The organism is Vibrio astriarenae, from assembly GCF_010587385.1.
In the GTDB taxonomy this organism is placed as follows: domain Bacteria; phylum Pseudomonadota; class Gammaproteobacteria; order Enterobacterales; family Vibrionaceae; genus Vibrio; species Vibrio astriarenae.
Map to the genome: position 1 here is coordinate 520927 of NZ_CP047475.1, position 16006 is coordinate 536932.

Below are 16006 nucleotides of genomic sequence, written 5' to 3' on the forward strand. Positions count from 1 at the left end.
ACCGACTTTTATAGAGAGCCAGTATTACGCTGGCTCTTTTGCTTTCTGTATTGCTAAGGTTCGTCTTTTCTCCAGCTCATCTCGAATCTCTGCACCTTTGCAACCATCGGCAATCACCTGCTGCACGTCGACGGCCAAAGCGGCTTGATAAGCGCTCTCAAATAGCGTTTTCTGCGGGTATTCGATCTCTTCAAATCCTGTCCTTCCTCGACTGTCTGCCATGCAGCACAGCAGAATGTCTTCAAGCCTTTCCGGTTTGCGCCAAACATCGAACTTATTGAGGATCTTGAGTATGGTGGCGGGCTTGAGTTCAGCGGCACGGTGAATGATTGAGTGCTGTTCACACACCATTAAGGCCAGGTCTCGAAACTCATTGGGTACACGAACGCGATCACACAATTGCTTAATCAACTTAAGACCTGTATGGCAGTGCATTTTATGGCTAGGCCACTGTGATTGTGGTGTGATTCCTTTACCGAGATCATGCACTTGTGAAGCAAAGCGAACAGGCGATGACTGACTGAGCTTGGCTGCCTGCTCAGCAACCATCAATGTATGGATACCGGTATCTATCTCTGGGTGCCACTGCTCCGGTTGTGGGACGCCAAATAAGGCATCAATCTCTGGAAGTACCACCTCCAACGCGTTGCATTGACGCAACACAGAAAGAAAGACTTGTGGGTTATTGGTGGTGAGTGACTTGTGCCACTCCTGCCAGACTCGCTCTGGTGTTAGGTGCTCCAATTCGCCAGAAGCGCTAATCTGTTGCATTAACGCCATTGTTTCATCGGCAACGGTAAAGCCAAGATGAGCCAGTTTGGCAGCAAATCTTGCGACTCGCAGAACACGTAAGGGGTCTTCAACAAAGGCGCCTGAAACATGGCGCAGCACACGGTCTTGGATATCTTGCTGTCCATTGTATGGGTCATAAAGTGTGCCTGACTCGTCTTGCGCCATCGCGTTTATGGTTAGATCGCGACGTAATAGGTCATCTTCTAAGGTCACGGTTTGGTCAAAATGACACTCAAATCCGGTATAGCCAACGCCAGATTTACGCTCTGTGCGCGCCAATGCATGCTCTTGTTTCGTTTTAGGGTGCAAGAACACAGGGAAATCTTTTCCTACCGCAGTGTAACCGAGTTTCATCATCTCTTCGGGAGTACTGCCGACCACCACCCAGTCTTTATCGTAGACAGAAAGGTCGAGGAGTTGGTCACGAACTGCTCCACCAACAAGATATATTTTCACAATGTCCCCTTATAATGATGCTTCAACGTTGGCGCTGACGATAACTAATGGTACTTTTCTTAGTTGACGAATGATAGGGAGTGAAGGGATGTATAAAGATTATTTTGGCTTTTCGGAGTGGCCGTTCTCCATTGTTCCCAATTCCCGCTACCTCTATCTTAGTCAGCGTCACCAGGAGGCCATTTCATATTTAAAATCTGGCCTTACGTCCGGTGGTGGAATGGCCATGTTGACCGGTGAGGTGGGGACAGGCAAAACCACCGTTGCCAAATCGATGCTGGCTAACCTAGATGAATTTACCAAGGCTGGTCTCATTCTCAACCCTACCTTCTCATCAATAGAGCTTCTGCAAGCGGTCTGTGATGAATATGCGATCGAATATACGGCTAATTCGACCCTCAAAGACCTGTCACAGGCGATTCACCACTATTTGATGGATAACCATGCTCAGGGCATTCAGACGCTTCTGGTGATTGACGAGGCGCAGCATCTTGCCCCCGATGTGCTTGAGCAACTAAGACTGATTACCAACCTGGAAACTGAGAGCCAAAAATTACTCAAAGTCTTACTTGTCGGTCAGCCAGAGCTGCAGCAAAAATTACAGTGGCCACAACTGCGTCAGTTAGCGCAGCGTATTACAGGGCGTTATCACTTGCTGCCACTAGATACCAAGGAAACGGGTGCCTATATTCATTTTCGTCTTGCTACCGCAGGTGGCTCCGTTGAGTTGTTCTCGAAAAAAATGATCGCGGTGATCACCCGTTACACGCAGGGGATCCCGCGCCTGATCAATCTCGTGTGTGATGAAAGCCTAAAACGAGCGCATCAGTCAGGCATGCCGTCACTCACTGTCGCGTTAGTGACCCAATCTTGTGAATTCGTGATGGCGTATCAAATGCCGCATTCGAATGTCGAAACGACGCCTGAGTCTGCTAGCCATGGCTGGAAGTATGTTGCTGCATTGCTGCTGGGGCTTGGAGTAACCTACACCACACTACCGCAGATAGAGCAGGGGACTCACACTGTGTTGAATCGATTCATTCCAGTAAAAGAGCAAGTCGCACAGGTAGAGGTGATAGAGCATGTTGCATTGGCGAGTGAAGCCAAACGCGTGCTCAATCATGGGCTCACTGCGGAAGGGGCTCTGCGAGATCTCTATCGTACATGGGGGTATCGAGCCTCAATGTTCGATACCCTGTGTTTGGAAGGGACAGACTCATCGGTGAGCTGCCGAATGACTCACGGTGCAATGGAAGAGGTTATCGATCTCAACATGCCGGTGGCTTTAACACTGAGCCTCGACGGTCAGTCGCGTTTTGCCGTACTTAACCGTTTAACGCCGGACTCTTTTTCACTGCTTGTTGGGGATAACGAGTTAACCTTACCGTTGGAGTGGCTCGCGCAAATTTGGACTGGAGAATACCGTTATCTTTGGATCAATCAATTTGACCAAACCCTGCGAATGGGGATGCAAGGGAGAGAGGTGGAAACGCTAAATAGGAAACTCGCCTTGGTGTTTGGTGAACCTGTAGAGAACAAATCGGTCTTTGATGAGAGCCTCAAGCATCGTGTGGAGGCGTTCCAACGCTGGCAAGGGATGACGGTTGATGGCATTGCAGGCGAGCAAACACTCACGCGTTTAGACTTAATGACACAAACCCAAGCCCCAGCTCTGATCACAACCTCGGAGGTGATGTAAATGTCTCAAGTACTTAGTGCTCTGAAACGATCAGAGCAAGCTCATCAGACACAAGCCCAACCGCAGTTTTATGCCTCGGCTCAATCATCTCAAGTGACATCGACGTTCTCATGGTCGACAGCAATGTTTGCATTGTGTGTTCCTACACTGTGCAGCGTCGCCTATTTTGGCGCGCAGTATTATAAGGACTATCTATCTCAATCGGACTGGCAGCCAGAAGTGATACAGCAGGTAGAGCGTGTAGAAGCCTCCTATACCCTGACCCAAGTGACCCCGCTACAGCCTCTGGTCGCTGTGCCGAAAAAACACATGGTTGCGCAGGCAAACACGGAATCATACTCCCTTCTGCCATCGAATGACCCTGTGACTAAGACTTTCGAAAGTAGGACGCTTGAAACGAAGGCTCCTGAAACAAAGACACCTGAAATCGTGGCAGAAAGGCCTAAAGCAAACGTCAATCAAGCTCAACAAGACGACCCGCTCTCTAACCTTGATTTCAGTCAGCTATCGCCCGAAATTGCCCGGCGACTGCAAGCTGCAATGTCAAATCAAGAAGAGTCTAAGCAGCCCATCAGCTCATCGACATCTGAGGTGGTTAGGTTTGAGCAGAACAGCAACCAATATCAGGGCCGTCTACCTGCCATGAACTTTCAAACTCATGTTTATGCGCGAGCAGAAGACAAGCGTTGGGTAAAAATCAACGATGTGGAGTATATGCAGGGGGATGTGTTGGGCAGTGGGGCCGTGCTTGAAACGATAGAGCCTCAAGCTTGTATTATCGCGTTTGAGGGGGAGCGACTGCGTATTCCCGCGCTGTATGATTGGAAAGGGTAATTGAGGTAAAAAAATGGTCGCAATTGAGCGACCATTTTTTACGAAATGAGATTACGCCCAGCCGTTAGGAGACTTTTTGCGGCGAGGGATAATATGCGGCAAGATAAGACCAAATAGTAGACCTAAACCAGCCACACCACCGCCATACATAAAGTACTTCAATAGCAAGTCTTCTTTCTGCGTATCGAGTCTCGCTCGAAGTTCACGGATCTCGGTTTGAGATGTAGTGAGCTGATGATTAAGTTCAGTGTTAGTTTCTTCAAGTTCTGATAGCTGTTGATTTCGCGTCTCGAGAGAATTAACCAGGCCTGATTTTTCACTGTCCGCGGTAGATTGCGCGTTAGCCAGCGCCTTTCTAGCATCCGCTAGTTCTTTCTCAACCTTAGGTAGGCGAACCGCCATGCTTTGCTGTTTGCTAACAAACTTGCTCTCTACCCAGCCTTTACGACCACGGCTGTCAACGACTTCACTGTAGCCCGCTGCACGGTCTGTGTTGACGAGTTGGACTTTGTCACCAGCATTGATGCTACCAATAATTCGGAACTGTGTACCAGGGCCAGAGTGCATGTAAGTAAACAGTTTATCTGCGATGTAGTGGTCTTGAGCGAAAGCTGTAGAAATTGACGTTACAGCTAGCAAAACCAGATAGATCAGCTTTTTCACGGGTAATCCTTTCAATAGAGGTTTGTCTGTCAAATGGCTACGAGTTTGCGGTGGCGGTTTCGAGTCTAAATAAGACAGAACGATAAAACTGAGGAGATAGTAAGAATTTTCAAGCCTCGGTGCAACAAAGAAGGGAGGCAAAGCCTCCCTTAATGTGCGTTTGAGTCAATAATGACATTGTCTTAACTTGACTCTGACTTTTCGTTTGAATTTGAATCGGTCGAGTTTACGCGAATACTGCTTGCATAGCGTGGAAAAAGACAACCGCTAGCAGTGCACCCGCAGGCAGCGTTACAATCCAAGAGGCGATGATATTACGCACGACACCAAGATTCAGAGCAGCAATGCCACGTGCAAAACCAACCCCTAACACAGCACCAACAAGCGTTTGTGTTGTTGAGATAGGTAGACCTGTACCTGATGCAAGTACTACCGTTGAAGCGGTTGCTAACTGAGCCGCAAAACCACGGCTTGGAGTTAGCTCAGTGATACCAGTACCGACAGTCGCCATTACCTTGTGACCAAGCGTCGCTAGGCCGACAACAATACCAATACCACCCAGCGGAAGAATCCACCAAGCAATGCGGCTTTTCTCTGTGATTTCACCCATGTGTTCAACCGTAGAAACAACGGCCGATAGAGGACCAATAGCATTAGCAACGTCATTTGAGCCGTGTGCGAATGCCATTGCACACGCTGTGATAACCATGAGTACAGAGAAGATGCCTTCAACGCCCGCGAAGCTATGGTCGTCTTCACGATCAGCAAACTTCTTCTGGATGTATAGGTAACCACCGGCCATAACTAAAGTCGAAACAGCGATTGCCGCGATCCACGCTTCACCAGTCGATAGGTGCAGGCCAATGTGCTTTAGGCCCTTCTTAATCGTTACCAGTGCAATCACGATAGTCGTGATAAACATGTACACAGGAACAAATCGCTTAGCGTTTAGTAGAGGACGCTCGGTATCGAAGATCAGGCGCTGGGCGCTGACAAAGATAACGTAAGCGAAGAAACCGGAAATAACAGGAGTAATGATCCAGCTACCCACAATACCTTTTACACTACCCCAGTCCACAGCTTCAGTGCCCACAGACACACAAGCGAAACCAATGATCGCACCGATGATGGAGTGTGTGGTTGATACCGGCCAGCCCATGAAAGAGGCGAGTATTAGCCAAGTACCTGCGGCTAATAGTGACGAGAGCATACCAAAGACGAGGACGTCGGGTTGTTCTGCAAAAAGAGCAGTATCAATGACACCACGACGAATCGTGTCAGTTACTTCACCACCAGCTAAATAAGCACCAGCAAACTCAAAAATCATCGCAATGATGATCGCCTGTTTGACAGTTAGTGCTTTTGAACCAACTGATGTGCCCATAGCGTTCGCTACGTCATTTGCACCAATACCGACTGCCATCATGAAACCAAAGGCAGCAGCACAGAGGATTAGGATAGTACCGTAGTTAGCGAGGATATCCATTGTATTACCTAGTTGTTTGTAACAAGCGGGACAGACAAAAAACGGGCGCAATAAATCGCGTCACTGCGATTGCATTAACCGATAATTGATTGACCTTCGTTACTCAGTTTTAGTTTCTGAATTATGAACGAGAAAGCATTAGCTCAAGACGTGCTCCAACACGTTGAGCTTGGTCTGCGATTCCGCCCACCCATTCTAAAATCTTGTAAAGGAACATTACGTCGATCGGGCTGAGGCTATCTTCAAGAGCCATCAGTTGTTGGCGCAGCTCAATTTGCATTGAATCTGTGTCATCTTCGATCACGTCGAGTTGGTGAATCATCTCTGCAACGAGCGTTACCTCACGGCCTTTAAAGCCTGTTTCTAGCAGTTCATCAAGCTCGTTAATCACTTTTTGAGCTTGGTTTGCGGCATCGAGACAGCGCTTCACATAAGCGATGAAGTTCTCTTGCAGAGGTTCTGGAATGACGAGCTGGCGACCGTAGACTCGGCCAGCGATATCTTTGGCTAGGTTTGCAAGTTTGTCTTGCTGAGTGAGCAGTTCAAGCATGTCAGTACGATCGACGGGCAAGAACAATCCGCGTGGTAATTTCAGACGAATTTCACGCTTTAGTACGTCAGCTTCTTTCTCTAAATGAGAGATCTGAGCACGAATTTCAGATGCTTTTTCCCAGTCACCCTTTGAAGAGACTTCAAAAAAGTTAACGAGGTGCGAACAACATTCGTTCACGCATACCACGTGACGTTGCAAAGGCTTAATTGGGGACTTTGCAAATAACCCCATGATTGTATTTACTGGCATGGTTCTTCAACCTAATTGCTATAACCTAAAAAAAACATACACCATAACGTGGTGAAATGTTGAACGATGGCTATAAAGGCGCGCATGTTAACCCATAAAATGCGACATTAAAACTGTTTTAGATCATCATTCTGGTGTTATTTCCTTCTTGCCGATCCCTCAGTTAAGCAATATGCTTCACCTATCTGTTTTAAAAGGTGGATATATGGAAACCGAGATAGAGCTGAAGTTTTTTGTTTCATCTGATTTTTCCGATACTTTGCGAGCAAAACTCGATGAAACCAAAGTACTTCAGCATAGCTGTCGAGAACTGGGAAATACCTACTTCGATACTGCGGATAACTGGCTACGTCGTCATGACATTGGCCTACGTATTCGCTGCTTTGACGGTGTGTTTGTGCAAACTGTCAAAACCTCAGGCCGCGTTGTTGCCGGTCTTCACCAACGCCCTGAATTTAATGCAGAGCATACCTCGAATAAACCAGAGCTTACCCTTCACCCAGCGGATATCTGGCCGGAAGGGCGTACGGTAGAAGAGGTACAGACGCAACTGATCCCAATTTTTTCAACCAACTTTACTCGTGAACAATGGCTCATCGGCATGCCTGATGGTAGCCAGATTGAAGTGGCCTTCGACCAAGGCTCAGTAGAGTCTGGTGACAAGCAAGAGCCGATATGTGAAGTGGAGCTGGAGTTAAAATCCGGTCAAACGGAAGCGCTATTTACATTGGCTCGCGCCTTCTCTGAAGAGGGAGGGATGCGATTGGGTAACATGAGCAAAGCGGCAAAAGGCTATCGCCTTGCTTATGGTCATGAAAGTGATGAGGTTGCGCCGCTGGCACTCGTGAATACTCAGTCGAGTGATTCGGTGGAAACGTGTCTCGTCAATGCGCTTGAACACGCGCTATCTCACTGGCACTACCATGAACAGATCTACGTCGAGCGCCCTTCGCTTGAAGCGCTGCATGAAATTCGTCATGCCATTAGCTATATCCGCCAAATTTTTACGGTATACGGTGGTGTTGTGCCACGTCGCGCGAGTGCATTGCTGCGCCAAGAGCTAAAGTGGCTTGAGCAAGAGCTTGAGTGGTTAGATGACTATGATTGTCTTGAAGACCTACTTGAAGACAAAGGGCACGTATTGCGTAAACTGGATGCGCGCAAGTTTATTGTTGAGGAGCTCAAGCAGGTTGAAGCGCAATTACCAGAGCGTGAAGAGTGTTTGATTTTGCTGTCATCAGCACGTTATACCGGCTTGTTACTCGACCTTAGTCGTTGGATTCTCACTCGTGGCTGGCAGCCGTTTCTAGACGACAAAGCACGCGAGAAGATGAGTAGTAATATTGTTCACTTCTCTAAGAAACAGCTTGATCGCACTTGGGCTGAGCTTGTTGAAGCTTTTCCACCAGAGAAAGAGTTGTGTCGCCAAGAGTACATTGATCAGCAGTATCGTCTGATGCGTAATCTCTACACAGGTGTGAGCTTCGCTAATCTATACGATGTCGAAGATCGTAACCGCTTCCGCTTGCCTTGGGCAGATCTCATGCAAGGCATTGTTGATTTACAGATGCTTAAGCAGTTGGAAGTCTTTCTCGACAAGCTAGAGGGCGAAGAGTTAGATCAGCTTAAACGCTGGCTGCAGCGCCAAGAAACATCAATTTTACACGCCATGGAGCAGACGCGCCGTATCAGTGTGGATACTCAACCTTACTGGCGTGATTGACCTCTAAGCTTGCTGTGAAATAGACGGTAAGATTTTCAACTCGATGTGACAAACGGGACTTCAGTACGAAGTCCCGTTTATTTTTTGACGCCGAGTAAATGGCACTTGATGTCTTTGTTCACAGAATCGAGAACCCCTACTCATTTGGGGTAATATGTGGCGTTGAATTTGATATGCTGTGATTAATTAAACAGCGCAAATTAAGTCAGACACGAGCAGTCTTTACTGACGTCTCCCCCAATGTTCAGTCGACCAAATAGTATTAAAGTTCTGTACAAATTTTCCGCTAACCCCAATAACGATCACCGATAGATTAGCCGCTTATCGTGGTACATACGCGAAGTGCTTTGTGGAGTAGTGCAATGAATAAACTTAGTTTTAAACCTTGGGAAAAGCTCATTACCGATGTGCGTCTTGTGCCAAAAATGATCATGTTGATGGTGTTCAGTACCGTACTGATTGTGGCAAAACAGTTGTGGGACGCGAGCACTTTTTACCAAGCTCTGCTTTTAGCAACCCAAGATGCCAATATAGCTCAACAGCACTACGACCAATACTTAGTGCAGGTGGTGTGGCAGACAGGCGCGATGATCGTCATTTTTATCTCGTTACTGCTGTTTGCTGCGCGCATTATGTTGCGTCAGACCAGTTACTTGAGTGAGTCGATTCAGATGATGGCAAATAAAGACCTGTCACAGAAAATCGATATGGAGTGTAAAGACGAATATGGTGATGTTGCTCGTGAATTAGAGACGACGCGCTATCATCTACAAGATGTCATCAAAACGCAAATGTCAGCCTCACAAGAGCTGATCACGCTAACGGAAGTGATGACGCTGAGTATGGCGGAAACGAAAGAGTCGGCTCAAGAAGAGTTTAATGAGATTGATCAACTTGCCACTGCCATGAGTGAGATGAGTTCAACAGTACAAACGGTCGCTGATCATGCTCAAACCGCTTCATCACTGACGGAGAGTGCGTCCGGTCAAGCCAAACGAGGCCAAGAGTTTGTTGGTGGCACGATTTCTAAGATCAGCGAACTGTCTAATGACATTGCCCAATCAGCTGGCGCAGTAAACAAAGTAGAAGAGCGTGTCGCTGCTATTAGCAGCGTGGTTGGCACAATCCAAGGTATTTCTGAGCAAACCAACCTGCTTGCACTGAATGCAGCCATCGAAGCGGCTCGAGCCGGAGAGGCGGGGCGTGGTTTTGCTGTCGTTGCTGATGAAGTTCGTAACCTGGCACAGAGCACCCAAAAAGCGACGATCGAAATTCAAGACATGATCACCCAGTTGCAAGACAGCGCAAATAGCGCCGTTGAGCTAATGGAGAAGAGTGTGGTTGAGGCGGCAGAGAGTGTTGATCTGGTGACAAGTGCGGGTACAGAGCTGGATGGCATTGTGACTCAAGTCAGTGAAATCAATGATATGAACTTCCAAATTGCCACCGCTGCAGGTCAGCAAAGCGGTGTGGCAGAAGAGATGAATCACAACCTAACCAATGTACGTGAGTTAGTAGAAGCGTCGGTGAATGTCATGGGCGAACTGCTAGAGACATCCGAGATGATGCAGAGCAATGCCAGCGAACTCGATGGCAAGATTGCTTGTTTTAAAGTGTAATTGTTGAATCTATCGTTTAGCCCACCAATTTGGTGGGCTTTTTTATTGCTCAAGTTCCTGATTACGTTAAGCTATGAGTAATCCTCCCTCTTTCTGGTCACAAGGAACGATCATGACGCTGCCAGCAACACCTCAGCTCCCTACGGTTTTACATTCCCATGCGCAAAGTGCACTAGAAGCACTGCTTGATAAAGGTTGGTATCAGTCATGGTCTCAACCAATGCGAGCGCAGCTTGAGTATGTTGCCGGACTCAGTCAGTTTATTGTCGATGCATTGATTCGAGATGACGCACTTGGGGAGCAGTTACCAAGCATGTTGGAGAGTGAAGATAGAGCCTCTCATTATCGTTCAGAACTGGCTGAGCGCTTACTTGGTTGTGCCGATGAAATGGCAGGGCACCGAGTGCTACGTCAGTTTAGAAATCGCGAGATGGTGTGTATTGCTTGGCGCGATTTTACTCAAAGCTGGAGTTTGGAACAGAGCTTACAACACCTATCTTTGCTCGCTGAGGCGATGATTTTCGAAACCTACCGATGGCAGTACGAAGTTTGCTGCTCTGAGTGGGGAACACCAACCAATGCTCAAGGTGAAGCTCAGCCGATGTTGATCATTGGTATGGGTAAACTTGGAGGCGGTGAACTCAACTTCTCCTCTGATATTGACCTTATCTTTACTTACCCTGAAAACGGGGAGACGCAAGGGGCAAGGCGCTCTATTGCTAATGCACAGTTCTTTACTCGCCTTGGGCAGCGAATTATCAAGGCGCTTGATCAGCAAACCTTTGATGGTTTTTGTTACCGCGTAGATATGCGCTTACGGCCGTTTGGTGAGAGTGGTCCATTGGTCATGAGCTATGCGGCGTTAGAAGACTACTATCAAGAGCAAGGGCGTGACTGGGAGCGCTACGCGATGGTGAAAGCGCGTGTAATGGGGCGTGAGATGTACCCAGAATACCAAGAGTTACGCAAGATGCTGCGCCCGTTTGTGTTCCGTCGCTATATCGACTTTAGTGCGATTCAGTCTCTACGCCGAATGAAGTCGATGATCACCAGTGAAGTGCGTCGTCGTGGCCTTAGCAACAACATAAAGCTGGGTGCTGGCGGTATCCGTGAAGTGGAGTTTATCGCACAGGTTTTTCAGCTTATCCGTGGTGGCCGAGAGCCAGGCCTGCGTGGCAGGGGGTTACTCGAAACACTGGATGCCATTGATGAGCTTACCCTGCTGCAGCCTGAAGAGGTGAATGGTCTGCGCCAAGCTTATTGTTATTTGCGTCGTTTAGAGAACTTGTTGCAAGCGATGGCAGACAAGCAAACTCAAACCTTACCTGATGGCGAGCTTGAGCAACAACAGCTGGCAACCGCAATGGGGCACGATAGTTGGCAACAGCTCCAGCACTATGTGACACAGCATATGGCCTGTGTGCACAGCGTGTTTGAAGCGCTCATCGGTGAGGAAGAAGAAGATGGTTGTGAAGATATCGCTAAGCACTTCCATGAGCTTTGGGATATGGCCGATCAGGATGATGTGATTGATCATATTTTGCTCGAAGACCTCAATATTGAACAACCAGAAGCACAGCGTACAGAAATTAGTCGCTTCAAACAGGATCTTGCTAAGAAAACCTTGGGCCCACGTGGGCGTGAGGTGCTAAATCGCTTAATGCCAAAACTGTTTGAGGCTATTTACCAGCACCCTGATGCACAATTTGGTCTGCCGCGCGTGCTGCACCTACTGCACAGCATTGTCACTCGAACCACCTATTTGGAACTGCTCGATGAGCACCCGGCTGCGCTAACACAATTGGTACGCTTGTGTACTGCCAGTCCTATGATCTCGGAGCAATTGAGTCGCTACCCGATTCTGCTAGACGAGCTTATAGATCCGCAGCACCTTTACCATCCAATCGAATTAGATGCCTATCGTAGCGAGCTTCGCGACTATCTCGCCCGTATTCCAGAAGATGATATGGAGCAGCAGATGGAAGCGCTGCGTCAGTTCAAACAGATCTGTATTCTCAAGATTGCTGCAGCAGACATTGCGGGTGTGCTACCTGTGATGAAGGTGAGTGATCACTTAACCTATCTTGCTGAGGCGATTGTTGAAGCTGTGGTGCATCAAGCTTGGCAGCAGATGGCGGAAAAATATGGCGAGCCTACGCATGTCAAAGATCGTGAAGGTAAAGGTTTTGCTGTGGTGGGCTATGGCAAAGTTGGGGGGTGGGAGTTAGGTTACAACTCAGACCTTGATATCGTATTTATGCACGATTGCCCAGTGAATGTTTATACCGACGGTAAGAAAGAGATCGATGGTCGACAGTTTTACTTGCGACTGGCACAGCGCATTATTCATATTTTCTCGACGCGAACGGCATCGGGCATTCTTTATGAGGTCGATACACGCTTGCGTCCATCCGGTGTATCAGGCCTGTTAGTGAGTCCAACCGATGCCTTTGATGAATATCAGCGTCAAGATGCGTGGACTTGGGAGCATCAGGCTTTAGTACGCGCACGAATGATATACGGTGACGCGCCACTGCAACAAGTATTTGCTGCGACTCGCCAGAACATCTTGAGCCTGCCTCGTGACCCTTCGGAGCTTAAACAAGAGGTGGTAAATATGCGTATCAAGATGCGTGATCACCTTGGTGGCAAAAAAGCGGGCCGCTTTATGCTCAAACAAGATCAAGGTGGCATTACTGATATTGAATTTTTGGCGCAGTACCTGGTCTTAAAAGAGAGTCACGATAGGCCTAAATTGACACGTTGGTCAGACAATGTGCGTATCTTTGAGTCGCTGATGGCGCAAGGTGTCATGGAAGAGGTGGATGCGATGGCGATCACTCAGGCGTACACCACCATGCGTGACCAAATTCATCACCGTAATCTGCTTAACCTTGATGCTGATGTTGCGGACGATCGCTACACCAACGAAAGACAGCAAGTTACTCGCCTTTGGAATCAATGGCTTGGTGAGCAGTAAATTAACTGAATTATCTGTGGTACAATCCGCGCGTTAAAAGAATTGGAGAAGAACAATGAAACCCATCCTACCTAACTATGGTGACGCTGGCGTCCTGATTATCGGTGACGTGATGTTAGACCGTTACTGGTATGGGCCAACTGGACGTATTTCACCTGAAGCGCCAGTACCTGTAGTGAAAGTAGAGAACAACGAGGAGCGCCCTGGTGGTGCGGCAAACGTTGCGATGAATATAGCTTCATTGGGTGGCCACGCGCACATTGTTGGCCTAACAGGCATTGATGAGCCTGCTAAGGTACTGAACGAAACACTCGCTTCATTGAACGTGACGTGTGACTTTGTGGCACTGCCAAACTACCCAACCATTACTAAGCTGCGCGTTCTTAGCCGAGGTCAGCAGTTAATTCGCCTTGATTTTGAAGACAAGTTTGAAGGCACTGACGCGGCGCTGATCACAAGCCGTCTTGAGCAGAACCTTGATAAAGTCTCAGCGGTGGTGCTATCTGATTATGCGAAAGGTGCCCTAGAGCACGCACAAGCGCTGATTCAGATTGCTCGCAAGGCGAACAAGCCGGTGTTTATTGACCCGAAAGGCGCAGATTTCGAGCGCTATCGCGGTGCGACTTTGCTGACACCAAATATGGCAGAGTTTGAATTAGTCGTTGGGAAAGTGAAGGATGAGCAAGACTTGGTTGAAAAAGGTCATGCGCTGATTGAAGAGTTTGAATTTGAAGCGCTACTCGTGACACGTAGTGAGCACGGTATGACGCTACTTCGTCGCGGCCAAGCGCCTTTTCACCTGCCAACGCAAGCTAAAGAGGTTTACGATGTAACAGGTGCTGGTGACACGGTAATCTCTGTACTGGCGGCTTCTTACGCAGCCGGTAAGTCATTTGAAGAATCTTGTGCGCTGGCGAATGCTGCTGCAGGTGTGGTGGTTGGTAAGCTTGGAACATCAACGCTCTCTGAAGTTGAGTTGGCAGAAGCGGTACATGGCAGCCAAGATACCGATTACGGCGTGATTGGTGAGTCAGCACTGATTGCAGCAGTGAAAAAAGCACAGGCAAAAGGTGAGACGGTTGTCATGACCAATGGCTGCTTCGACATCTTGCATGCGGGTCACGTATCCTACCTCAACCATGCTGCGACTTTGGGTGATCGTTTGATCGTCGCGGTCAATACGGATGAATCTGTGAAGCGCCTAAAAGGCCCAGGTCGTCCGGTAAACCCAACTGATCGCCGCATGGCGGTACTGGCGGGTCTTGGTGCGGTTGATTGGGTGGTCCCTTTTGCTGAAGACACCCCACAACGTTTGATCTCTGAAGTGCTGCCTGATCTGCTGGTTAAAGGTGGTGATTACAAACCAGAAGAGATCGCGGGTGGTAAAGAGGTGATAGCTAACGGCGGTGCAGTGAAAGTGCTGAACTTTGAAGATGGTTGCTCAACCACAGAAATCATCGATGCCATCAAAGGTGGTAAAGGGTAATTTCACTTTACTGCAGTTGTAAAAAAAGCCGCTATTGCGGCTTTTTTTGTGTCTCGAGAATCTCGATTAGCTCGCTGGCTTTAGGCCTGCGTTGACATCAAGGATGTCTTGCTCACTCAGTGTACCCACAGCTTGACGAAGCTGAAGCTCACTTAGAATGTAGTTGTAACGTGCATCAGACAGGTTACGGTTTGCATCGTACAGGCGGCGAGTTGAGTCTAGTACGTCAACAATCGTACGTGTACCCACATCGAAACCCGCTTCAGTAGCTTCAAGAGCGGACTGCGCAGAAATCACCGACTGCTCGTAAGCGCGCAGTGCGCCAATCGATGCCGTAATGTTGTTGTTGAAAGCACGTACGTCTTTAACAACGCTACGGTAAGTCGCTTCCAAGTCTTGGCTCGCAGCTACGTATGCGTATTCGGCTTGCTTTGATTGCGAAGTGATGTTGCCACCGGTGTATAGAGGAACAACTAAGTTCACACCGATATTGAAGTCGTTGTATGGGTTTAAAGCACTGTTCGCCTCGGAGTCATCGCCGTAGTTATAGCCTGCATCTAATGAAATAGATGGTAGGTGGCCAGAGTTCGCTAGCGAGATATTATCACGAGCTACGTCTTGAGAAATACGCGAAGCTAATAGGCTCAGGTTCTTCTCTTCTGCTTGTTGCAGCAGAACGTTGATAGAATCGGCAGATTTGCTTGCAGAGAAACGGCCAGTGTCTAGAACGCTTAGATTAGCGTGCTCTTGACCGGTAATCTCACGGAGTGCTTCATAGCTGTTGACGAGGTTATTTTCCGCCAATACTTCATCCGCAAGAACGGCGTCGAACTGCGCCTGTGCATCGTGCACGTCAGTGATTGCAGATAGACCCACCTCAAAACGTTGTTTGGTTTGCTCTAGCTGACGACCAACCGCCGCTTTTTCTGCCTGAACAAACACGAGGTTATCTTGAGCACGTAGCACTTCAAAGTAGGCTTGAGAAACACGTAGGATAAGTGCTTGCTGGTTTGCTGCATAGATAGAGTCTTGCGCGCGTGCGTTCTTTTCTGCGATATCCAGTGTAATCCAGCTTGAACGATTGTATAGCTCTTGTGATAGACCAACACCGGCAGTTAGTGCTTGTGAGTCTCGTTGACTAACATCGCTAGAATTAATGTTATAACCTGCAGTTAGATTGATTTGTGGCAATAGAGTAGCTCGGCTTGAAGTAATAGCTTCAAAAGCAGCGTCACGTGTTGCCGCAGAGCTTAGTAGCGTCGGATCGTTGTCCTTCGCTAGATTATAAATTTCAACTAGGTCGTCAGCAGATGCTGAGAAGCTTAGCGAACCAATTGCTGCACTAATAAAAAGTGGAAGCAGTTTCTTCATTGTTACTATTCCTGCCATAAAATGATTAGGGTACACACAAGATTCTAACTCAATTTTTGTCCAATGCATTTAAAACTTTACACTTTTTTGCATTG

Annotated in this window: 11 protein-coding genes; 6 read left to right on the forward strand and 5 right to left on the reverse strand. The window is 48.0% G+C overall.

The annotated features are described in order from the left end of the window. Positions 1–24: 24 nt before the first annotated feature. Positions 25–1248: a multifunctional CCA addition/repair protein gene (locus GT360_RS02635; RefSeq protein WP_164647379.1), complete on the reverse strand. Its 1224-nt coding sequence runs from the start codon at positions 1246–1248 to the stop codon at positions 25–27. A gap of 88 nt (positions 1249–1336) precedes the next feature. Here GT360_RS02635 and GT360_RS02640 point away from each other — a divergent pair, with 88 nt between their 5' ends. Together GT360_RS02640 and GT360_RS02645 are read left to right on the forward strand one after the other, a co-directional pair. Beyond that, complete coding sequence (locus tag GT360_RS02640) at positions 1337–2947, forward strand: ExeA family protein (RefSeq protein WP_164647380.1); 1611 nt, start codon at positions 1337–1339, stop codon at positions 2945–2947. Then, positions 2948–3781, forward strand: a complete 834-nt coding sequence (locus GT360_RS02645) for a general secretion pathway protein GspB (protein ID WP_164647381.1) — start codon at positions 2948–2950, stop codon at positions 3779–3781. A 51-nt stretch (positions 3782–3832) separates the two neighbouring features. Here GT360_RS02645 and GT360_RS02650 read toward each other — a convergent pair whose 3' ends face one another. The 3 genes from GT360_RS02650 to GT360_RS02660 all read right to left on the reverse strand — a co-directional run bounded on the left by GT360_RS02650 (position 3833) and on the right by GT360_RS02660 (position 6732). Next, entirely contained in the window at positions 3833–4444 is a 612-nt protein-coding gene (locus GT360_RS02650) for a TIGR04211 family SH3 domain-containing protein (RefSeq protein ID WP_164647382.1), read from the reverse strand. A gap of 226 nt (positions 4445–4670) precedes the next feature. Beyond that, positions 4671–5930 carry an inorganic phosphate transporter gene (locus tag GT360_RS02655; protein WP_164647383.1) on the reverse strand — a complete coding sequence of 420 codons (1260 nt, stop codon included), beginning with the start codon at positions 5928–5930 and terminating at the stop codon, positions 4671–4673. A gap of 121 nt (positions 5931–6051) precedes the next feature. Continuing rightward, positions 6052–6732: a TIGR00153 family protein gene (locus GT360_RS02660; protein WP_164647384.1), complete on the reverse strand. Its 681-nt coding sequence runs from the start codon at positions 6730–6732 to the stop codon at positions 6052–6054. A 205-nt stretch (positions 6733–6937) separates the two neighbouring features. Here GT360_RS02660 and GT360_RS02665 point away from each other — a divergent pair, with 205 nt between their 5' ends. The 4 genes from GT360_RS02665 (at position 6938) to hldE (ending at position 14540) form a co-directional block, all read left to right on the forward strand. Beyond that, on the forward strand, positions 6938–8455 hold the full coding sequence (locus GT360_RS02665) for a CYTH and CHAD domain-containing protein (RefSeq protein ID WP_164647385.1): 1518 nt from the start codon (positions 6938–6940) through the stop codon (positions 8453–8455). Positions 8456–8817: 362 nt separating this feature from the next. Then, a complete protein-coding gene (locus tag GT360_RS02670) occupies positions 8818–10074 on the forward strand; it encodes a methyl-accepting chemotaxis protein (RefSeq protein ID WP_164647386.1) in 1257 nt (418 codons plus the stop codon). Positions 10075–10186: 112 nt separating this feature from the next. Continuing rightward, positions 10187–13054 (forward strand): bifunctional [glutamate--ammonia ligase]-adenylyl-L-tyrosine phosphorylase/[glutamate--ammonia-ligase] adenylyltransferase, encoded by a 2868-nt coding sequence (glnE, locus tag GT360_RS02675; RefSeq protein ID WP_164647387.1) that lies wholly within the window; start codon positions 10187–10189, stop codon positions 13052–13054. A gap of 55 nt (positions 13055–13109) precedes the next feature. Continuing rightward, entirely contained in the window at positions 13110–14540 is a 1431-nt protein-coding gene (hldE, locus tag GT360_RS02680) for a bifunctional D-glycero-beta-D-manno-heptose-7-phosphate kinase/D-glycero-beta-D-manno-heptose 1-phosphate adenylyltransferase HldE (RefSeq protein WP_164647388.1), read from the forward strand. A gap of 66 nt (positions 14541–14606) precedes the next feature. Here the strand turns inward: hldE and tolC are convergent, their stop codons facing one another. Further along, positions 14607–15911 (reverse strand): outer membrane channel protein TolC, encoded by a 1305-nt coding sequence (gene tolC / locus GT360_RS02685; protein WP_164647389.1) that lies wholly within the window; start codon positions 15909–15911, stop codon positions 14607–14609. Positions 15912–16006: the final 95 nt, after the last annotated feature.